Source organism: Rhodococcus sp. ACPA1 (genome assembly GCF_002300195.1).
GTDB lineage: Bacteria > Actinomycetota > Actinomycetes > Mycobacteriales > Mycobacteriaceae > Rhodococcus_F > Rhodococcus_F opacus.
This window is the reverse complement of record NZ_NSDX01000004.1, coordinates 1,337,052-1,356,625: the sequence shown is the minus strand read 5'-3', so window position 1 is coordinate 1,356,625 and position 19,574 is coordinate 1,337,052. Positions and strand designations below refer to the sequence as shown.

General features: G+C 67.1%; 16 protein-coding genes. 8 read left to right on the top strand and 8 right to left on the bottom strand.

Annotated elements, in window-relative coordinates:
* Nucleotides 1-110 precede the first annotated feature (110 nt).
* Nucleotides 111-1,325 (top strand): MFS transporter, encoded by a 1,215-nt coding sequence (locus CJ177_RS24270; protein ID WP_257014661.1) that lies wholly within the window; start codon nucleotides 111-113, stop codon nucleotides 1,323-1,325.
* 374 nt (nucleotides 1,326-1,699) lie between these two features.
* Here CJ177_RS24270 and CJ177_RS24265 read toward each other — a convergent pair whose 3' ends face one another.
* Both CJ177_RS24265 and CJ177_RS24260 read right to left on the bottom strand, forming a co-directional pair.
* Complete coding sequence (locus CJ177_RS24265; protein ID WP_005250101.1) at nucleotides 1,700-2,008, bottom strand: antibiotic biosynthesis monooxygenase; 309 nt, start codon at nucleotides 2,006-2,008, stop codon at nucleotides 1,700-1,702.
* Between the two features lie 127 nt (nucleotides 2,009-2,135).
* Nucleotides 2,136-2,375 carry a sigma factor-like helix-turn-helix DNA-binding protein gene (locus tag CJ177_RS24260; RefSeq protein WP_061043481.1) on the bottom strand — a complete coding sequence of 80 codons (240 nt, stop codon included), beginning with the start codon at nucleotides 2,373-2,375 and terminating at the stop codon, nucleotides 2,136-2,138.
* A 131-nt stretch (nucleotides 2,376-2,506) separates the two neighbouring features.
* Between CJ177_RS24260 and CJ177_RS24255 the strand changes: the two genes are divergently transcribed.
* Nucleotides 2,507-3,274, top strand: a complete 768-nt coding sequence (locus CJ177_RS24255; protein WP_061043484.1) for a hypothetical protein — start codon at nucleotides 2,507-2,509, stop codon at nucleotides 3,272-3,274.
* 232 nt (nucleotides 3,275-3,506) lie between these two features.
* Here the strand turns inward: CJ177_RS24255 and CJ177_RS24250 are convergent, their stop codons facing one another.
* Nucleotides 3,507-5,891: an FdhF/YdeP family oxidoreductase gene (locus tag CJ177_RS24250; RefSeq protein ID WP_095868786.1), complete on the bottom strand. Its 2,385-nt coding sequence runs from the start codon at nucleotides 5,889-5,891 to the stop codon at nucleotides 3,507-3,509.
* Nucleotides 5,892-5,997: 106 nt separating this feature from the next.
* Nucleotides 5,998-7,146 (bottom strand): RNA-guided endonuclease TnpB family protein, encoded by a 1,149-nt coding sequence (locus tag CJ177_RS24245; protein WP_061043479.1) that lies wholly within the window; start codon nucleotides 7,144-7,146, stop codon nucleotides 5,998-6,000.
* A gap of 22 nt (nucleotides 7,147-7,168) precedes the next feature.
* Between CJ177_RS24245 and tnpA the strand changes: the two genes are divergently transcribed.
* A complete protein-coding gene (gene tnpA, locus CJ177_RS24240) occupies nucleotides 7,169-7,615 on the top strand; it encodes an IS200/IS605 family transposase (protein WP_082764688.1) in 447 nt (148 codons plus the stop codon).
* 41 nt (nucleotides 7,616-7,656) lie between these two features.
* Here tnpA and CJ177_RS24235 read toward each other — a convergent pair whose 3' ends face one another.
* Together CJ177_RS24235 and hppD are read right to left on the bottom strand one after the other, a co-directional pair.
* Nucleotides 7,657-9,207 carry an FAD-dependent oxidoreductase gene (locus tag CJ177_RS24235; protein WP_095868785.1) on the bottom strand — a complete coding sequence of 517 codons (1,551 nt, stop codon included), beginning with the start codon at nucleotides 9,205-9,207 and terminating at the stop codon, nucleotides 7,657-7,659.
* Between the two features lie 101 nt (nucleotides 9,208-9,308).
* Nucleotides 9,309-10,514, bottom strand: a complete 1,206-nt coding sequence (hppD, locus tag CJ177_RS24230) for a 4-hydroxyphenylpyruvate dioxygenase (protein WP_025431936.1) — start codon at nucleotides 10,512-10,514, stop codon at nucleotides 9,309-9,311.
* A 180-nt stretch (nucleotides 10,515-10,694) separates the two neighbouring features.
* Here hppD and CJ177_RS24225 point away from each other — a divergent pair, with 180 nt between their 5' ends.
* From CJ177_RS24225 to CJ177_RS24210, 4 genes are all read left to right on the top strand, one after another.
* Nucleotides 10,695-11,222, top strand: a complete 528-nt coding sequence (locus tag CJ177_RS24225) for an Lrp/AsnC family transcriptional regulator (protein ID WP_005250094.1) — start codon at nucleotides 10,695-10,697, stop codon at nucleotides 11,220-11,222.
* 209 nt (nucleotides 11,223-11,431) lie between these two features.
* Nucleotides 11,432-12,658: a Glu/Leu/Phe/Val dehydrogenase dimerization domain-containing protein gene (locus tag CJ177_RS24220; protein ID WP_095868784.1), complete on the top strand. Its 1,227-nt coding sequence runs from the start codon at nucleotides 11,432-11,434 to the stop codon at nucleotides 12,656-12,658.
* 16 nt (nucleotides 12,659-12,674) lie between these two features.
* Nucleotides 12,675-14,093: an amino acid permease gene (locus CJ177_RS24215; RefSeq protein ID WP_005250092.1), complete on the top strand. Its 1,419-nt coding sequence runs from the start codon at nucleotides 12,675-12,677 to the stop codon at nucleotides 14,091-14,093.
* 132 nt (nucleotides 14,094-14,225) lie between these two features.
* Entirely contained in the window at nucleotides 14,226-15,395 is a 1,170-nt protein-coding gene (locus tag CJ177_RS24210) for an NADH:flavin oxidoreductase (RefSeq protein WP_095868783.1), read from the top strand.
* Between the two features lie 21 nt (nucleotides 15,396-15,416).
* On the opposite strand, the gene CJ177_RS24205 is transcribed toward CJ177_RS24210, so the two are convergent.
* Nucleotides 15,417-16,967 carry a DASS family sodium-coupled anion symporter gene (locus CJ177_RS24205; protein WP_257014660.1) on the bottom strand — a complete coding sequence of 517 codons (1,551 nt, stop codon included), beginning with the start codon at nucleotides 16,965-16,967 and terminating at the stop codon, nucleotides 15,417-15,419.
* A gap of 1 nt (nucleotide 16,968) precedes the next feature.
* Nucleotides 16,969-18,369, bottom strand: a complete 1,401-nt coding sequence (locus CJ177_RS24200; protein ID WP_257014659.1) for an adenylosuccinate lyase family protein — start codon at nucleotides 18,367-18,369, stop codon at nucleotides 16,969-16,971.
* A gap of 181 nt (nucleotides 18,370-18,550) precedes the next feature.
* Here CJ177_RS24200 and CJ177_RS24195 point away from each other — a divergent pair, with 181 nt between their 5' ends.
* On the top strand, nucleotides 18,551-19,573 hold the full coding sequence (locus CJ177_RS24195) for a LacI family DNA-binding transcriptional regulator (RefSeq protein WP_218835128.1): 1,023 nt from the start codon (nucleotides 18,551-18,553) through the stop codon (nucleotides 19,571-19,573).
* Nucleotide 19,574 lies beyond the last annotated feature (1 nt).

Sequence of the window (19,574 nt, the reverse complement as noted above, 5' to 3'; positions counted from 1 at the left end):
AGCCAGAACACTTCGACACTTCGAGCGAGAGGGACCCGATGAGCGGGACCAAGGATTGGCCGGCGCGGACGGGCATGCGCCCGTATCAGCTTGCGACGGTGCTCTTTTGCATGTTCTTGAATATGCTGGACGGCTACGACGTTCTCGTGATGGGTTTTGCGATGCCGCACCTGCCGGAGGGCTTCGCCACCAACCCTCAGAAAGGGTATCTGATCAGTGCCGCACTCGCCGGAATGGCGGTGGGTGCGATCGGCCTCGCGCGTTACGCGGACGTCTTCGGCCGACGACGCGTCCTGCTGGTCGGCCTCGCCACCAACACCCTCGGGTTGGCCGGGTCGGCCCTCTCGATCAACTTCGAGACACTCCTCGCGACTCGCTTCGTCACGGGCATCGCGATCGGCACCATCAGCGTCGTCATCATCGTCCTCTGCCAGGAGGCCGCCCCGGCCAATCGCCGGAGTGTGGCGGTCGGAATGGTCATGATCGGGTACCCGCTCGGCACGTTGCTGGCCGGCTTCGCCGGTGCCGGGCTCATCGCCCTGGCGGGTGGGGCTTGGCAGGGCATGTTCTGGATCGGCGCAGGGCTGGGGATTGTGTCGTTCATCGTGACCGTCGCCTTTCTCCGCGAATCCCCCGAATTCCTCGCACGCAAGAATGCACCTCGGGCAGGTGACCACGTCGCGGCTGACCCCGAGGCCCCGACCCGCCTCCTCGGCCGGAATCTGCGAGCGCGCACGCTCCTGCTGGTGTTCGGCTACTCGATGCTCACCGCGGGGTACTACTTCGTGAGCACGTGGACGCCGCAGCTCATCAAGGCAACCAGCGGGGACGCGGGCAGTGGCGCCTTGGCAGGCATCATGATCGGCGTCGGTTCGGTTGTTGGAGCAAGCCTCTTCGGCGCGTTCGGTCTGCGGTTCCCGGGTGCGCGGATCGCGTTCGCAACCTCCCTTGTGTCCGCCGTGGCGATTGCAGCCTTCGCGGTCACGCTTCAGGGTCCGTTCGCGTTGGCGATGGCCGCGCTGCTCGGCGGTGGAATCTTCGCGGGGCTTTCGGGATACACCTCCACCTCGACGGCCGTGTACCCGGTGCTCGCGCGGGCCAAGGGGTACGGCGCGATGATGGGCATCGGGCGCGCTGGAGCGATCCTGTCGCCCATCGTCGCGGGCTACGCGCTCAGCGTGATGACGCCGCGCGCGATGTACCTGGCGGTCATCGTGCCCCTCCTGCTCGCGGCCCTCGTGGCAGTCGCCCTCATGCGCGTCACCCGCGCCGTCGAAGCCGACGCATCGCACGCGGAGGCCCACCCTCTCGCAGTTGCGGAGTAGGAGGCCGCGCTCAGGTGGCGGCCCTTCGCTGCAGCCAGATCCGGGACACCGGAACGGTGTTCGTCGTCGGCGCGTGGGTACCGGCGACAGCAGGCAGGCCGGGTCAGGGGGCGTCGTCGAGCGCGACCGCACGTTGAGCATGCCAACGCATGGATGGCGATGTAGCAGCGTCACATTCCCGACACGAGTTCGTGAGGGACGGAACTCCTTTTCACTTCGTCGAACATTCAACGGAGCATGCTTCGACGAATCCGGATATGCACCGCCGAACCGAAAGTCCGGCACAACCGGATCCCTGGTGGTCCGGGCGCGGCTCGATCAGCACGCCCGGACCACACGTGCTCTGTTCCAGCCGGTAGCTACCGACACCCCGATCAGTCTTCTTCAGTCGCAGTGTTCTGGACCACCTCGAACCACGTGGAATCCATCTGGCCGGCTTCAAGTCCCACGAGCTCGTCACGAGTCGCGCGGAAGGCTTCGTCATGATGCCAGGCCGACCAGTCTTCTCTCGTTTCCCAGACACCGACGATGGCGCGCTCGAGTGGCTCATCGACCCCCTTGAGAAGCTGCGCTGATATCCACCCCGGCTTTTCACGCGCCGCAGCAACCCGCTCATGCATTGCGCCGTCCCATCGCTCGGCTCCCTCCTCGCGAAGCACAACTCTGGTGATGATTGTCATCATTGTGGCTCTCCTTTCCGACCCTCCTCAGAATGAACCTGTGGGTCGGCAAACTCCACGAATGCGGCGGCACGCCGCCGAGACGACGTGAAAGTGGCAGCACCGCGGGATCTCGCAGCGTCGATCAGTGTCATCCGCCTGCCGGCCCCTCGCCGCCGCGCACTGCCCCCGCGGCGAGTTGCCGCCGGAGGAGGTTGAGCGCCGCGTGCTGGAGGAGGAGTATGCCCTCGACGTTCGTCCCGAGGATGCGTGCCACCTCGGCGGCCGGGAGGCCGTGCGCGAGCCGGAGTCGCAGCACCGTCCGGTGGCGGTCGGGGAGGCTGTCCATCAGGGTCGCGGACCCGGCCGCCTCCTCGTCGTCGATGGTCACGACAGGCCTTTCTCTCGGATCGCACCACTGTCGCCGACCCGATGTCCCAGGTGGAAGGGACCGGCGTCCCGATCGTCCGGGATCCTGCCGACACGGCTCCGACGGCCCGCCGACGCTTTACGCTGAACGGCATGGCCGCTCTTCGCGCGGAGTGGATCAGGATCTGGCGCAACCCGGCTGACACCCTTGCGACCGTCGCGTTCAACGCCGTCCTGATGATCGGGGCCTGGTTCCTACTGCCGCGGAACTGGTTGTTCGAGTGGACCGGACCGTCGGGTTTCGCCCTGGCCCTCGCCGGCTGGATGTACGCCGACGTCACCGCCACCAACGTGCTGGCACCGGACCGTGAGCGGGTTCTCGCCGCGCTCGACGACCGGGACGCGTTGGGTGCGTTGCTCGCCGCCAAGGCGGTGGCTCTGTGGATGTTGATCGCCCCGATCTGCGCGACCATCGCGATCGCCGTGGGTGTCGTCGAGCAGGACTGGCTGTTCACGGCGGTGGTGGTGGTCGCGGTGGCGCTGTGCCCGTTCGGTGCACTGGCCGGGTCGAGTCTGGTCGGGGTGTTCTTCCCGTACCACCAGCGGTCGCTGCGGTGGCGGTGGGAGCAACGCGCCCGGTGGCGCACCGTCGTCGTCCGGTGGCTGATCCTGCTGGTGGTGCCGTACGGGGTGTTCCCGGCGTTCTCGGTGGCAATCGCCGTCGTCCCGGTCGTGCTGTGGCGCCTCGTGCGACCGGCCGATGTGCACACGCGCATCGGCACCGCGGACTTCGCTCTGTGCGTCGCAGTCGCCGTAGGCGTCTCCGCGCTGATGTGGGTGGCGGCTCGTCGAATCGCCGTGTCACGCATACAACGCCACGAACCGTTGGCGGCCTATCTGCGCGAACAGGACAGGGGCTGAGCCGGATCCGTGCCGGTGTCCTCCACGACGGCGGCGCCGCGCGCCAGGGCCACCGCGGCCATGATGACGGCGATCAGGGCGACAGCACGGAGTCGGTCACAGTCATTCACTGTAAGTGCAGAATGTCCGGTTCGCCCGGTGACGTGAGCGCCGATGCGCACCCCCGCACACATTGCCGCTCACCTGCGCAGGTGAGTGGGAAAGCGTGCCGGGGCACACGATGCCACTCACGTCAGGAGAGATGCTTCGGTTGGGGGGTCGCCTTGTGGAATCGGTCCGATCCGACCTCGTCCTGGCTCGCCTCCGGTGGGCATTCGGCGCTGTATTTGCCGGCGTGTTCCACGGAAACGATGACGGACTTCGACGTGGGACAGTTGCTGCCGACCGCCGTGGAATCGAGTGGGACGAGCGGGTTGGTCTCCGGGTAGTAGGCGGCGGCCGAACCCCGGGGCGTGTCGTATTCGACGATCCGGAAGTCGTGGGCGCAGCGGACGCGGTCGTCTTCTGCCCAGTGTGTGAAGAGGTCGACCATGTCGCCGTCGTCGAATCCGAGGGCGGCGATGTCGTCGCGGTGCAGGAAGATCACGCGGCGGCCGCCCTCGATTCCGCGGTAGCGATCGCTGAGCCCGTAGATCGTGGTGTTGAACTGATCGTGGCTGCGGATCGTCTGCAGAATCACGTGCCGCGGGGGCACCTGCAGCACCTCGATCGGGGACACCGCGAATTCCGCGCGGCCCGAGTGGGTGGGGAACGTGCGGGAATCGCGCGGCGGGTGCGGCAGGACGAACCCGCCCGGCCGGCGGACGTTCACCTCGTACCCCTCGCAGCCGGGCACCACCCGCGAGATGTGCAGGCGGATGTTCGCGTAGTCGTCCCGCATCGTCTTCCACTCGAGACCGTAGCGGTCGCCGATCGTGGCCTCGGCGATGCGGGTGACGATACCGACCTCCGAATCGAGGTGCGGGCTGGCCGGTTTCAACGGACCACGGGAGGAGTGGACCGAGCACGTCGAGTCCTCGACCGAGATGAACTGCGGCCCACCGGCCTGGACGTCCTGCTCGGTGCGCCCCCGCGTCGGCAGGATCAGGGCGGTGTCACCGCAGACGAGATGCGAGCGGTTGATCTTCGTCGAGACGTGGACCGTCATCCGGGTCTTGCGCAGTGCGGCCGCGGTGACGTCGGTGTCCGGGGCGGCCTGGACGAAGTTGCCGCCCAGTCCGAGGAAGAAGTGGGCCTTGCCGTCGCGCATGGCCCGGATGGAATCGACGGTGTCGTAGCCGTTCTCGCGCGGCGGGTCGAAGTCGAATTCCTTCGCGAGCGCGTCCAGGAAGTGCCGCGGCGGACGCTCCCAGATCCCCATCGTGCGGTCGCCCTGCACGTTCGAGTGCCCGCGCACCGGCAGCAGCCCGGCACCGGGTTTGCCGATGTTTCCCTGGGCGAGAGCGATATTGGTGACTTCCTTGATGATCGCCACCGAGTTGTGATGCTGGGTGAGTCCCATCGCCCAGCAGAACACGGTGGCGTCGGAATCCCGCAGGAGCCGGGCCGCGTCGGTGATCTGTTCCCGCGACAGCCCGGTCGTGCGCGTGACGACGTCCCAGTCGATGTCGGTGACGTGCTGCTTCCACAGCTCGAATCCGATCGTGTGCTGTTCGATGAACTCGTGGTCGAGGGCATCCCATTCGACGAGCAGCGAGCCGAACGCCTGGAGCAGCGCGAGGTCGCCGTTCAGCGCGATGGGCAGATGCATGTCGGACAGGTCGGTACCCGGGCCCACCATGCCTCGGGGCGTCTGCGGATTCTTGAAGTTGACCAGGCCCGCCTCGCGGAGCGGGTTGATGGAGAGGATCTTCGCGCCGTTCTGCTTCGCCTTCTCCAGCGCCGACAACATTCGCGGATGGTTGGTCCCCGGATTCTGGCCCTGCAGCACAATGAGTTTCGCCTGATAGACGTCGTCCATCGTGACGCTGGCCTTGCCGATGCCGATCGACTCCTGCAGCGCGATGCTGGTCGATTCGTGACACATGTTGGAACAGTCGGGCAGATTGTTCGTCCCGAACGCGCGGACGAACAGCTGGTACGCGAACGCCGCCTCGTTGGACGCCCGGCCGGACGTGTAGAAGATCGCCTCGTCCGGACTGTCCAGGGCGTTCAGCTGCTCCCCGATCAGGGCGAAGGCCTCGTCCCATTCGATGGGTTCGTAGTGCGTTCCTCCGGGCCGCTTCACTATCGGGTGTGTGATCCGGCCCTGCTGCCCCAGCCAGTGCTCGCTGTGGCAGTCGAGCTCGGCGATACTGTGGCGGGCGAAGAATTCGGGTGTCGCGCGGTCGCGGGTGGCCTCTTCCGCCACCGCCTTGGCGCCGTTCTCACAGAACTCCGCGGCGTGCCGGTGGCCCGGCTCCGGATCGGGCCACGCGCAGCTCATGCAGTCGAACCCCTCGGCCTGGTTCAGTTGCAGCAACGTCTCGGCCGTGCGGACCACGCCCATGTGCTCGAGCGCGCGCTTCATCGACACCGCGACGGCGGTCGGGCCTGCCGCGTGGTCCTTCGGGGGCCCGACCTCGAGATCGGCCTCGTCGTAATCGCGTTCCTCGTCCTTGTGTCGTCGTCGTCGCATCGTTCAGCCTTTCTTGACGTCCTCCCGGCCGTGAACGACCGGGATTCCTTCTGCGCCGCTGCGCGCCGCTTGGGTGGGTTCCTGTTTCATTGGGGTTCGCTTCCCTCTAGGAGGGAAGGCTGACGGCCCCTCCGCAGGCGTTTAGCCACTCCGCACGTCCTGCGGCGTGGATGTTCTTCGCGGCGTTGACGTCGCGGTCGTGAACCGCTCCGCACGCCTTGCATGACCACTCCCGGATCGAGAGCGGTTTCGGGCCGCCCTGGACCCCACATTGGGAGCAGATCTGCGACGACGGATAGAACCTGTCCACCTTGACGAAGGTGCGCCCGTAGCGGGCGGCTTTCTCCTCCACCATGCGGGTGAACATTCCCCACCCGGCGTCGTGGACCGATTTCGCCAACCGTGTCCGCGCCAGCCCCCGGACGCACAGATCCTCGACGAACACCGCTTGGTTCTCGCGGATAATCGCCGTGGAGTGCTTGTGCGCCCAGTCCTTGCGAGCGTCGGACACTCTGGCGTGGGCCTTCGCGACGCGAATACGTGCCTTGACCCGGTTGTTGCTGCCTTTCTCCTTGCGCGACAGAACTCGCTGCGCCTTGCCGAGCTTGCGTTCTGCACGGCGCAGGAACTTCGGCGAGCTGATCGTCTTGCCGTTCGACAGGACCGCGAACGTTGCCAACCCGAGGTCGATACCGACCTCCGCATCGACCGGCGGCAGAGGTTCGTCGGTGGTCTCGACCACGAACGACGCGAAGTACCGGCCCGCTGCATCCTTGATGATCGTCACCGAGGACGGTTCCGAGGGCAGATCGCGGGACCAGGCGACCTCCAACTCGCCGACCTTCGCCACGTACAGCTTCCCGTTCGGGCGATTCGAGAACCCGTTGCGGGTCAGCCGGATCGTCTGCCGATTGTCCCGGCGGGACCGGAACCGTGGCGCGCCGACCTTGCGGCCCTTCCGTTTCCCGGAGAGCGAGTCGAACCAGTTTCGGTACGCCCGCCGCGCGTCCTGACACGCCTGCACCAGCACCACCGATGCGACCTCGCCCAACCAGGCCCGCTCCGGAGTCTTCTTCGCTGCGGTGACTGCCTGCTTCTGCACGGCGGTATCCGACAGTCTCACCCCGCACGCATACGCGTCCTGGTGGATGCGCAGGCAGTCGTTGAACACCACCCGCGCACACCCGAACGACCGGGCCAGCATGTCCTGCTGACCGGGCGTCGGATAGACGCGGTACTGGTATCGCAACTGCACACCCAAAGAATAACATTGGTCTATGGTTTCTGAACCTGAATACAGACGCGGCCGCTCCGTGTTTTCCGCCCTGCACGTCCACTTGGTCTTTGTTACCAAGTATCGCCGCGGAGTCCTCACCGACGAGCTGCTGACCACCTGCGAACAGGTGATGCGCAGCGTGTGCGACGACTACGGTTCTCGGCTGGTCGAGTTCAACGGGGAGGGCGACCACGTGCACCTGCTGATCGAATACCCTCCGACCATCCAAATCTCGAAGCTGGTGAACAGCCTCAAAGGCGTCTCCGCACGCCGCCTGCGCGACCAGTACCGAGAATGGGTGAACCGACACTCCACGAACGGACACCTCTGGTCCCCGAGCTACTTCGCCGCATCGTGCGGCGGGGCACCCATCTCGATCATCCGGCAGTACATCGAGCAGCAGCGGCGACCGCCCCGCGCTCCCGGCAGGCCGAAGTCGATGCGCTAACCCGGCGCTGAAGGTCCGCGCTTGCGCGCTACGCTCCGCGGTCACGACGACCTCCCCACCAGTCGACCGAGATAGTCGATGACGTCGTCGGCCGCGGTGGCCGCGGCGGTGAGCGCGACGTACCCGTCGGGGCGCACCACCACCAGCGTGCCACCGTGTGCCCCGTACGCGCTGCGCGCCAAACCGCGGTCGTCGACGACGTCCACGCCGGGACCGCGGGAATCGCCCACCACCACGTACGTCACGTCGTCGGGCGCGTCTTCGGCCAGGGTCTGCAGGATGTGCCGGGAGCCGCCGCCGAACCCGAGAACTGTGAAGTGCGTGCCCCGGAACACGTCGAACAGTCGCAGCGGCGTGCCGTCCGGGCTCAGGCAGGGCGCGTCGGGTGCGCGATCTCCGGCGCGCAGACCCGTCGTCACGTCCCCGTCCCGCGACAGTGAACTCCACGGGTAGCCCAGACCGAGTTGCTGGCCGTCTTCGGTCACCGCGCCCGCAAACCCCTCGGAGTCCTCGCGCCCGAGGTTCGAGGCCACCTTCTGCAGTCCCGCGCTGCTCACCCCGAGCGTCCAGCGCGCGAGCGGCAAGCGTTCCTCCTGGTACGTGTCGAGGAGCGACGGGTCCGCGGAGCCGGCCAGGACGAGAGCGAGTTTCCACCCGAGGTTGTAGGCGTCCTGGATTCCCGTGTTCATCCCGAGCCCACCGGCCGGCGGATGAACGTGGGCCGCATCCCCGGCCAGGAACACCCGACCGTCGCGGAAGCGGTCCACCATCCGCACGTTCACATGCCAGGTGGACAGCCACGTCGGTTCGGACAATCGCACGCCGGGGCCGCAGGCGATGTCGTCGAGAACCCGCTGGAAGTACTCGAGCGACGGTTCGGGCAGGTTGCCCTCCTCGTCGAAGTCCGCGAACGGCACTCCCTGGAACTGCCAGGAGTTGATTCCACGGAACGGGCACAACGCGACGAACCCCCGCTCGGGGTGCGTCCACTGGTACCAGCGATCGGGGGCCAGCCCGTCGACGGACACGTCGCCGAGGAGCATGCCCTCGATGCCGCCCGTCCCCTCGAACGACACCCCGAGCGCCTTGCGCACCGCGCTGCGCCCGCCGTCGCAGCCGACGAGGTAGCGCGCCATGACGGTCCCGCCGCCGGCGAGCCGGACGGCCACCTTGTCGGTGGTCTGCTCGAAGCCGACCACCTCGACGCCGCGCTCCACGTCGATCCCGAACTCCGACAGCCTTTCTCGCAGGATCTGCTCGGTCCGCCACTGCGGGATCATCAGACCGCCGTCGTAGGGCCGATCGGGGGTGGGGCTCAGGTCCGCGTGCGGGTCGCTGTCGCGCACCACCTGGCCGCGCACCGCGACCCGGCTGGGCAGGTGCCGGAACCCCGCCTCGACGATCTCGTCGACGATGCCGAGATCGTCCATCACTTCCTGGCTGCGCGCGGTCAATCCCTTTCCCCGCGAACCCGCGAACGGCTCGGGCGACTTGTCGAGGATCCGCACCTCCACGCCCCGACGCGCCAGTTCCAGCGCGAGCGTGAGCCCGGTCGGACCGGCACCGGCCACCACTGCCTCGGTAGGGCTCATGGCGTCATCGTATTCGCGACGGCACCGATCCGGCGGGAAAGTCGCTGCACAATCGTCGACGAAGGTTCGCCCTCACCGGTCTCGCGGAGTGATCCTCTCGCTCAGAAGTTTCCGCGGGCGGCTTGTTCGCGTTCGATGGCTTCGAAGAGGGCTTTGAAGTTGCCGATGCCGAAGCCGAGGGAGCCGTGGCGTTCGATGAGTTCGAAGAACACGGTGGGGCGGTCGACGAGGGGTTTGGTGAAGATCTGCAGCAGGTAGCCGTCTTCGTCGCGGTCGACGAGGATGCCGCGTTTCTGCAGTTCGGCGATCGGGGCGCGGACGTTGCCGATCCGGGCCCGCAGTTCGGGGTCCTCGTAGTAGGAGTCGGGGGTGGCCAGGAATTCGACGCCCTCGGCGGTCAGCTGATCGACGGCGGTGAGGATGTCGTTGGTGGCCAGGGCCAGGTGCTGGGCGCCGGGACCGCGGTAGAAGTCGAGGTATTCGTCGATCTGCGAGCGTTTCTTGGCGATGGCGGGTTCGTTGAGCGGGAACTTGACCCGGTGGTTGCCGTTGGAGACCACCTTGGACATCAGGGCGGAGTAGTCGGTGGCGATGTCCTCGCCGACGAACTCGGCCATGTTCGTGAACCCCATGACCCGGTTGTAGAAGTCGACCCAGTGGTCCATCTTGCCGAGTTCGACGTTGCCGACGACGTGGTCGAGGGCCTGGAACAGGCGTTTGGGGGCGCCGTCCCGTTTGGTGTGCGACGACGTGCGGGCGACGTAGCCGGGCAGGTAGGGGCCGGTGTAGTTGCTGCGGTCGACGAGGGTGTGGCGGGTGTCGCCGTAGGTGGCGATCGCGGCGAGGCGGACGGTGCCGTGCTCGTCGGTCACCTCGTGGGGTTCGTCGAGGACGGTGGCGCCCTGGGCACGGGCGTGGGCGATGCACTTGTCGACGTCGGGGACGGCGAGGGCGATGTCGACGACGCCGTCGCCGTGGGTGCGGTGGTGCTCGGTCAGGGGGCTGTCCGGGTTCACGGCGCCTTTGATGACGAAGCGGACGGCGCCGGATTCGAGGACGAAGCTGTGGTGGTCGCGGTTGCCGGTGGTGGGTCCGGAGTAGGCGACGAGGGTCATCCCGAATGCGGACTGGAAGTAGTGGGCGGTCTGGGTGGCGTTGCCGACCACCCAGACGACGGCGTCCCAGCCGCTGACCGGGAACGGGTCGCGGGTGCCGTCGTATTCGACGAGCCCGACCAGCTGTTCGAGCTGGCCGAGGTCGAGACCTGCCAGGCGTTCCTTGTCGGTGAGAGTCTGCTCGATCGTCATCGCTGTCTTCCTGGTTCGAGGGACGGGGCGTGGCCTGTTGCCTGGGTCACTACGAAAACCCACACCGCCCACATAGGCAACCGAGCCAGCAGAAGCTAGCCACAGTGCCACCCTCGGCGACCCTCGGACCGATTTTCTTATACAGTCGGACTAGTTGAACCCGCCCGGAGAGGTCTGGCCATGAAGGACGCAGTGCAGTTGGACGAGCTCGACTTCGCCCTTCTCGACGCCATGCACGACGACCCGAAGGCCGGCGTGCTGGAACTGTCGCGCCGGATCAAGGTCGCGCGGGCCACCGTCCAGGCGAGGGTGCGCAAACTCGAGGAGTCGGGCGTGATCGCCGGGTACGAGCCGCACCTCGACATCGCGGCCGCGGGGTTCGACGTGCAGGCGTTCGTCACGCTGGAGACGGCGCAGGGCGCACTCGACTCCGTGACGTCGGAACTGGAGTCGATTCCCGGCGTGCTCGAGGCCTTCGCGACCACCGGTTCGGGCGACATCCTGTGCCGCATCGCGGCGGGTTCCCACCTCGGGCTGCAGCAGACGCTGATCGATCTGAACAAGTCGAGCGTCGTCGCCCGGTCCACCAGCGTGATGGTGCTGTCGGTGATCGTCCCGTACCGGTCGATGCCTCTCCTGCGGACCCTCGACCGGCCGCGCTCGGCGAAGGCCCCGGCCTACCGCACAGCTTCCTCGGAACCGGATTAGCAACACGATCGCCGTCCCTGCTGCACAAACTGAATAGAATATTCTGGAACTTCTTTCTCGGTGGTGTTCATCGTGGCTATGTGCCGGCCGGCCGGTTGCGGCGCACGAGTGGTGCCCGACACAGTGATCGCCGTAACAGCGCGGGCAGCGGTCGGGAACACCGACCGGGTCGCCCCGAGCCCCCGGCAGCCGAGAAACCGAGAGAAGCCATGAAGAATCTGCTCACCCGATTCGAAGAGAAGGCCCCCGAGATCGTCTTCGAGTGGCACGACACGGAGACCTCCGCACGCGGATGGACGGTGATCAACTCGCTGCGTGGCGGCGCTGCCGGCGGCGGAACCCGGATGCGCCGCGGTCTCGATCGGCGCGAGGTGGAGTCGCTCGCGAAGACCATGGAGGTCAAGTTCACCGTCTCGGGCCCGGCCATCGGCGGCGCGAAGTCGGGCATCGACTTCGACCCGACCGACCCGCGCAAGGACGAGGTGCTGCGGCGCTGGTTCAAGGCCGTCACCCCGCTCCTCAAGGCGTACTACGGCACCGGTGGCGACCTGAACGTCGACGAGATGGCCGAGGTCGTGCCGATCACCGAGAGCTACGGCCTGTGGCACCCGCAGGAGGGCGTCGTCAACGGGCACTTCGCGGCCAGCGATCGTGAGCGGGTGCAGCGGGTCGGACAGCTTCGACTGGGTGTCGCGAAGGTCGTCGAGGATGCGCGGTTCACTCCCGATCCGCAGGCGAAGTACACGGTGTCCGACCTGATCACCGGCTGGGGTGTCGCCGAATCGGTGCGGCACTACTACCGGGTCTACGGCGGCGAACTGGCCGGCAAGCGCGTGATCATGCAGGGCTGGGGCAACGTCGGCGCCGCCGCCGCGTACTACCTGGCGCAGTCCGGGGCCCGGATCGTCGGCATCCTCGACCGCAACGGTGGGCTGTCGAACACCGACGGCTACGACTTCGAGCAGATCCGCGCGCTGTTCCTGGCCAAGGAGGGCAACGAACTCCGCGCAGCAGGCATGGTGCCGTTCGAGGAGATCAACGAAGCGATCTGGAGTTCGGGCGCCGAGATCTTCCTCCCCTGCGCCGCATCACGTCTCGTGACACGTGACCAGGTGGACCGGTTGATCGCCGGTGGCCTCGAGGTGGTGGCGAGCGGCGCCAACGTGCCGTTCGCGGACGACGAGATCTTCTACGGCCCCACCTACGAGTACGCCGACAAGAGCGTCGCCGTCGTCCCCGACTTCATCGCCAACTGCGGCATGGCCCGGGCGTTCGCGCTGCTGATGGAAGGCGACATCGAGGTGTCGGACGAGGCGATCTTCGGGGACGTCTCCGCCACCGTCGCGACGGCGCTCGAGCGTTGCTTCGCGCGTTCGTCGCAGCCGACCGGAATCGCCGGTACCGCGTTCGAGATCGCACTCGATCAGCTCGTCTGACGGCACGGGAGCCCCCATGAACACCGTTCACGACCCACCGAAATCCACTGGCCTGCAGCAGGCGATGAAACCGCGGCAGCTGGTGATGATGAGCCTGGGCGGCGCGATCGGCGCCGGACTGTTCGTCGGCTCCGGTGCGGGCATCGCCGTCGCCGGGCCCGCCGTGCTCGTCTCCTTCCTCATCGCCGGATTCCTCGTCGTCCTCGTGATGCGGATGATGGGCGAGATGGTGGCCGCCGACCCCGACAGCGGCGCGTTCTCCGTCCACGCCGAGAACGCGATGGGCCCGGTCGCCGGCCGGACGATCGGCTGGCTCTACTGGGTGCAGGTCGTCATCGTGGTGGCCGCGGAAGCGACCGCGGCGGCGGCGATCACCGCCGCCTCCATACCCGCAGTGCCCCAATGGGTGGCCGCCCTGGCGTACATGAGTGTGCTGACCGCCGTGAACCTGGCGGGCGTCTCCCGTTTCGGCGAGTTCGAATTCTGGTTCGCCGCACTGAAGATCGTGGCGATCGTCGCGTTCCTGGCGGTCGGTTCCGCGATGATCCTCGGCTGGATTCCGAGCTTCGACGCGCCGGGCCTGTCGAACCTCACCGGCCACGGCGGGTTCGCCCCCAACGGTGTCACCGGCATCGCGGCCGGCCTGCTGATCGTGGTCTTCGCGTTCGGCGGCACCGAGGTGATGGCCATCGCGGCCGCCGAGACGTCGGAACCGCGGCGCAACGTGAGCCGCGCGGTGCGGTCCATCGTCTGGCGGATCCTGGTGTTCTACGTCGGTTCCGTCCTCATCATGGTGACGGTGCTGCCGTGGACCGCCGACGAACTCGCGACGGGACCGTTCGTCGCGGTCCTGAACGCCGCGCACGTGCCCGGTGCCGGCGCCGTCATGACCGTCGTCGTGGTCATCGCACTGCTGTCGTCGCTGAACGCCATGCTGTTCAGTGGCTCCCGGATGATCTACTCGCTGTCCGAGCGGGGGGCGGCGGCGAAGGTGTTCGGCCGGGTGTCGGGCAACGGCGTTCCCCGCGTGGCGGTGCTGGCATCGGTGACGTTCGGGTTCGTCACCGTCGTCCTCAACTACCTCGCCCCGGATCGTGTTCTCCCGCTCCTGCTCAACGCGGTCGGCTCGACGATCCTGGTGCTGTGGACGTTCGTCACCGTCTCGCAGATCGTGTTGCGGCGGCGCGCCGAGAAGTCGGGCCGAACGGATCTTCCGCTGAAGATGTGGGGCTTCCCGTATCTGTCGTATGTCGCTCTCGCGCTGCTGGCCGCGGTCGCGGTGCTGGCGTTGTTCGACGACGCGGCACGCAACCAGCTGTTCGCGACGCTCACGTTCACGTGTGCGATCACACTGGCCTGCTGGGTGCTCGGACGCAGGCAACAGAGCGCGGCCGCCGACACCACACCGGAGAAGACGCCCGAGACCGTCGGCTGAGACGACACCGCGGTCTCACGGATGTCGAGGGGTCATCCGTGGGGCCGCGGCGGTCTCCCGCTCAGCGGACACGTTCCGGTCACCGAACCCTCCCGCCGCCTACCGTCGAACGCACACGACGAAGGGCCGGGAATGACCACACATCCAGACGTTTTCGCCCCGGCCACGCTGGGCCCCATCACGTTACGCAATCGGGTCATCAAGTCGGCCACATTCGAGGGCCGCACTCCCGACGCGCTGGTCACCGACGAACTGATCGAGTTCCACCGCCGGCCCGCGGCGGGCGGGGTCGGGATGTCGACGGTGGCCTACTGCGCCGTGGCACCGGAGGGTCGCACCGAACGCGGGCAGTTGTGGATGCGCCCGGACGCCGTGCCCGGGCTGCGCAGGCTCACCGACGCCATCCACGCCGAGGGTGCGGCCGCATCCGCCCAACTCGGGCACGCCGGACCCGTCGCGAACGAGAAGTCCACCGGACTGCCGGCGCTCGCACCCTCTAGGTCGTTCAACCCGCTCAGCATGCGGATGATCCGCAGCGCCACCACCGCAGACATCACTCGGATCACCGCCGCCCACGGAACCGCGGCGCGGCTCGCCGTCGAGTCCGGATTCGACGCCGTCGAGATCCACTTCGGCCACAACTACTTCGCCAGCGCGTTTCTCAGCCCGAAGCTGAACCGTCGCACCGATTCCTACGGCGGATCACTCGAGAACCGGGCCCGGGTGGTGCGGGACGTCGCCCGGACCGTGCGCGACGCCGTCGGCGGCCGGGTCGCGATCCTCGCCAAGCTGAACATGGACGACGGCGTCCCCGGTGGGTTCTGGCTCGACGAGGCCATCCAGGTGGCCGGACTGCTGGAGCACGACGGCAGCGTCGACGCCCTCGAACTCACCATGGGCAGTTCACTTCTCAATCCGATGTACCTGTTCAAGGGTGACGCGCCGGTGCGGGAGTTCGCGGCCGCCATGCCGCAGCCGGTCCGCCTCGGTGTCCAGTTGGCCGGGAAGTCGCTGATCCACGCCTACCCGTACCGCGACCTGTTCATGCTCGAGCACGCACGTCAGATCCGCGCGGCGGTGACGTTGCCGCTCGTCCTGCTCGGCGGAGTCACCGACCGGGCGGGCATGGACACAGCCATGGCCGAGGGCTTCGAATTCGTCGCCATGGCCCGGGCACTGCTGCGCGAACCCGACCTGGTGAACCGCATCCGGTCCGAGCCCCGCACCCAGTCGTTGTGCATCCACTGCAACAAGTGCATGCCCACCATCTTCAGCGGAGCACGCTGCGTGCTCGTCGAGTGATTCGCTGCACGACCGGTTGAATCACGCGTGGAGCGCGATGAGGGACCCGATGCCGACGACGGCACCGAAGATCAGGGGGATGCAGATGATGCAGATGATGTCGATGAAGATGCCGGTGCTGATCATCTTGATCATCGGCACGTACCCCGATCCGTAGACGATGGCGTTCGGTGGTGTCGAGACCGGAAGCATGGCTCCGGCGTTTGCACCGAACACGCCGGCCATTGCCGGGATGATCGGGTCGACACCGATGGCGAGGGCGATCGGGATGATGATCGGGACGACGATACCGACGCTGGCCGTGTTGCTGGTGGTTTCGGAGATGACCAGCCCCATGACGATGGCGATCAAGGCGAGAACCCAGGAACTCTGGACACCCGTTGCCCGGGCGATGGTAGTGCCGAGGGTTTCGGCGAGCCCGGTGGCGTTCATCATGGTGCCGATGGTCAGGCCTGCGCCGACGAGGAGAACCGTGCCCCAGTCGATCTTGGCGGCCTCGGTCCACGTGAGGGTGGATTCACCGCTCCCGTTTCCGCGGGGCAGGAAGAACAGCAGGCCGGCGGTGAGGACGACGACGGATCCCTCGTTGAGGTGGTCGGTGAACGCGGTGACGATCGGGCTGGTGATGCCGAAAGTGGTGACCAGGGAGGGCAGCACCCACAGGACGACCGTGACGAGGAAGATCACCAGAACGTTGCGTTCGCCGCGGTTCATCGGGCCGAGGTCTGCGTAGTGCGCGCGGAAGTAGTCCTGTCCGCCGCGGATGTGCTTCACCTCAGGCCGGTTGACGAGGATCAGCGCGACCCACATGACGGCACCCATCACGAGGAGGTACGGGGCCGACATGGAGATCCAGTCGAACAGTTCGACCTTGTAGCCGGTCATTCGCTCGATCGTGCCGCGGCCGATGACGTTGGCGATGCCGGTGATCGGGGTGAGGACCGACCCGATGCTCGCCCCGTAGGCGATGGACAGCATGAGCAGGCAGGAGAATTTGGTGCGGTTGGTCTTGATGCCCGGGTTCTGCTCCTGAATGAGATCACCGATCGTCTTGACCACGCCGATGCCGATGGGAAGCAGCATCGCCGCGGTGGCGGAGGACGACACGAACATCGAGAGGATGCAGGCGACGACGCCGAATGCCGCCGCGGTGCGGTACGTGCTGTTGCCGATCCCCGGGAACGAGAGCACCTTGAGGGCGAACCGTCGGTCCAGGCCGTGCACGGTCATGGCGCGAGCCAGGATGAAGGCGCCGATCACCAGGAACACGGTCGCGGACCCGAAGGACCCGTACACCTCCTGGGGTGTGCCGACGCCGAGGACGACGAGTAGGGCGATGCCGATCAGCGCGGTCACCGGGATCGGGACGGGTTCCGTGATCCACAGTAGGACCACGACGGTGAGGACCGCGAGCATGGCCTGCTGGGGGTTCGGCATGTCGATCGGCAGGACGAGGATGCCGATGAGCAGGGGCAGCGCGGCGATCAGGCCGAAACGCCCGCGGATGTAGTCGAAGCGTTCCTCTCCTGCGAGTTTCGGTGGCTGCTCCGTCACCGTGGTCACTGTGCTCATGTCAGGTCCTTGCAAGCTGAGGAATGGAGGGCAGGTCTTCGTCGACGACGGCGTGGTCGTGCCATCCGCGGACAGCACTCGCGGCGATGTCCTTCGCCTCGCCGAGGTAGTCGTCGGCGGTGACCAGTTGTGCGGGCAGCAGTTCGGCGACACCGGCCTCCGCCGCGGCCTCGCGGAGGGTTTCGGCGAGAACACGATTCGTGGCTCGAGCGCGCGTGGCGGCCGTGTAGAGCAGGTCGTGAGCGCGTTCGCGGCCCATGGTTTCGGCGAGCTGGATCATCTGCGCCTCGGCCATGACCAATCCGCCGTCCATGTCGAGGTTCGCGCGCATCCTGTCCGCGTCGACCCGCATGCCCTTGACGATGACCAGCGCTTCGGACAGTGCGCTACCGGCGAGGACCCCGAGCTGCGGGATCACCTGCCACTCGATCTGCCACTCGCCGGCGCTGCGTTCGTGGCCTGCTTCCTGGATGCGGCTCAGCGACGACAACAGCGCACCGGCGGTCTGGGACAGTCCGATGATGGCCTCGGAGGAGATCGGGTTGACCTTCTGCGGCATCGTCGACGACGCACCGCGGTGGCTGTTGTAGGGCTCGAAGACCTCGCCGATCTCCGTGCGGGAGAGGTCGACGATGTTGCGGGCGAGCTTGGCGCACGTCGCCGCGACAGTGGCGCAGAGCCAGCCGTATTCGGCGATACCGTCACGGTCGACGTGCCAGGGAATGTCGGTGTCGTGCAGGCCGAGCAGATCGGCGACGCGGGTCCGGACGTCCGCGGACCTCGCTCCGAGCGCTGCGGACGTGCCGCCCGCCCCGAACAGGGAGATCACGGCAATGCGCGGCACCGCCTGCTGGAGACGCTCGCGGTGGCGGGTGACCTGACCCAGCAGCGTCGCGAGCGTGGCGCCGAACGTGGTCGGCACCGCCTGCTGGGCGTGGGTCCGGCCGGGCATCACGGTGCCGGCGTGGGCTTCCACCTGGACCGCGAGCGCATCGCCGAATTCGCCGAGCTGCCGGTCGAGCGCGGCCAGCGACCGAGCGAGCTGCAGGGCGAGCCCGGTATCCATGATGTCCTGCGTGGTCGCACCGTAGTGGACGCGACCGTTCGGTCCCTCCGGCAGCGCCCCGGAGATCTGCCGCACAAGCCCGAGGATCGGGTAGCCGACGTTCTTCGACGTCTCCCACAGGGAATCGCGGTCGATGTTGTCGATCCGAGCCGCTGCCGCGATCGCCGCAGCGTCGTCCGCCGTGATGACCGCGTGCTCACCCTGCGCGATGGCGAGGGCCCGCTCGGTGGCCAACCAGCTCTCGATGCAGCTGTCGGCGGAAAAGATGTCTAGTTGTGCCTCGTCCCCTGCCAGGCGTGTGAGGAGGGAGAACAGGTTTCTTGACTGAACGGACACGAAGGGCCTTTCGCCTGACGTAGTGGATCACCCACATCCGAGACTGTGACTCACGCCATGTGGAATCGGTTCCACATCACTGTGGCGCAAGCCACTCGTTCTGTCAAGAAAGGTCGTTTTCCCGACGTTCGCCGTCGCCCTCGACCGCTTTACCTGCGGTTACGTTGGGTATGGTGGCTTTGTGCCCAAACTTCAGGACGTCGCCGCGCTGGCCAAGGTGGGGGTGGGTACCGCCTCACGCGCGATGAGCGGGCGCGGCTACGTGGACCCCGACACCCGCAAGAGGATCCTCGAGGCGGCCGATGCGTTGGGCTACCGGCCGAACAAGGTCGCCCAGGCACTGCGCGAGAACAAGACGCGCGTCGTCGGGTTGCTGCTACCCGACATCTCGAACGAGTTCTACACCGACAGCGCCGCCGTGCTGCAATCGGTTCTGTTCGAGGCCGGATTCCAACTCGTGGTCAGCGCCAGCGGCAACGATCCCGAATCCGAGGAACGCGGACTGCGCTCACTGCTCGATCACCGCGTCGACGGAATCATCCACGTCCCCGTCGACGCTCGACGCACACTGCCGACCGGCGTGCCGATCGTGCAACTCAACCGCCACTCGGTCCCGCTACAGACCGACGCAGTCGTCAGCGACGACGAATACGGCATCGAAGCGATCACCGAACTGGCCCTCCAGTCCGGCCACACCGATCTCGCACTCGTCATCGGCGGGGCCGACCACAGCACGACCGCCGACCGCATGCGCGGGTTTCGTAACGCCGTCGACCGCGCGGGAATACCTGAGGTGCCCAACGGAACTGCCGGTCACCGCTTCCGCATCCTCGAGGGCAACTTCACCTCGGAATGGGGACGGAACGCGGTGCACGCGATCGCCGACGACCTGCCGGGCGTCGTCATCGCCGCCAGTAGCCGAATCGCGCTGGGCGTTCTGCACGCCTGCTCCGACCTCGGCCTGTCGGTGCCCGGCGACCTGTCCGTTGCGGCACATGGCAATCCCGAATGGTACGAGGTGTTTCCACCCGGAATCACGTCCTACGCCCCTCCCCTGGCCGAGATGGGGCAGGAGGCGGCGGTGAAGATTCTCGCCAAGATGGAGTCCGAAGCCGGCGACGGCGTGCCGACCATGACGAGAATGAGGGGGGAAGTCCACCAACGTCATTCGATCGGTGGCGGCATACCCGCCCCCTCCGCCTGAC

What these genes read in the sequence shown, in the direction of transcription:
- CJ177_RS24270 (WP_257014661.1), top strand. Translation starts at nt 111, where the DNA reads ATGTTCTTGAATATGCTGGACGGCTACGACGTTCTCGTGATGGGTTTT.
- CJ177_RS24265 (WP_005250101.1), bottom strand. Translation starts at nt 2,008, where the DNA reads ATGATGACAATCATCACCAGAGTTGTGCTTCGCGAGGAGGGAGCCGAG.
- CJ177_RS24255 (WP_061043484.1), top strand. Translation starts at nt 2,507, where the DNA reads ATGGCCGCTCTTCGCGCGGAGTGGATCAGGATCTGGCGCAACCCGGCT.
- CJ177_RS24250 (WP_095868786.1), bottom strand. Translation starts at nt 5,891, where the DNA reads ATGCGACGACGACGACACAAGGACGAGGAACGCGATTACGACGAGGCC.
- tnpA (WP_082764688.1), top strand. Translation starts at nt 7,169, where the DNA reads ATGGTTTCTGAACCTGAATACAGACGCGGCCGCTCCGTGTTTTCCGCC.
- CJ177_RS24235 (WP_095868785.1), bottom strand. Translation starts at nt 9,207, where the DNA reads ATGAGCCCTACCGAGGCAGTGGTGGCCGGTGCCGGTCCGACCGGGCTC.
- hppD (WP_025431936.1), bottom strand. Translation starts at nt 10,514, where the DNA reads ATGACGATCGAGCAGACTCTCACCGACAAGGAACGCCTGGCAGGTCTC.
- CJ177_RS24225 (WP_005250094.1), top strand. Translation starts at nt 10,695, where the DNA reads ATGAAGGACGCAGTGCAGTTGGACGAGCTCGACTTCGCCCTTCTCGAC.
- CJ177_RS24220 (WP_095868784.1), top strand. Translation starts at nt 11,432, where the DNA reads ATGAAGAATCTGCTCACCCGATTCGAAGAGAAGGCCCCCGAGATCGTC.
- CJ177_RS24215 (WP_005250092.1), top strand. Translation starts at nt 12,675, where the DNA reads ATGAACACCGTTCACGACCCACCGAAATCCACTGGCCTGCAGCAGGCG.
- CJ177_RS24210 (WP_095868783.1), top strand. Translation starts at nt 14,226, where the DNA reads ATGACCACACATCCAGACGTTTTCGCCCCGGCCACGCTGGGCCCCATC.
- CJ177_RS24205 (WP_257014660.1), bottom strand. Translation starts at nt 16,967, where the DNA reads ATGAGCACAGTGACCACGGTGACGGAGCAGCCACCGAAACTCGCAGGA.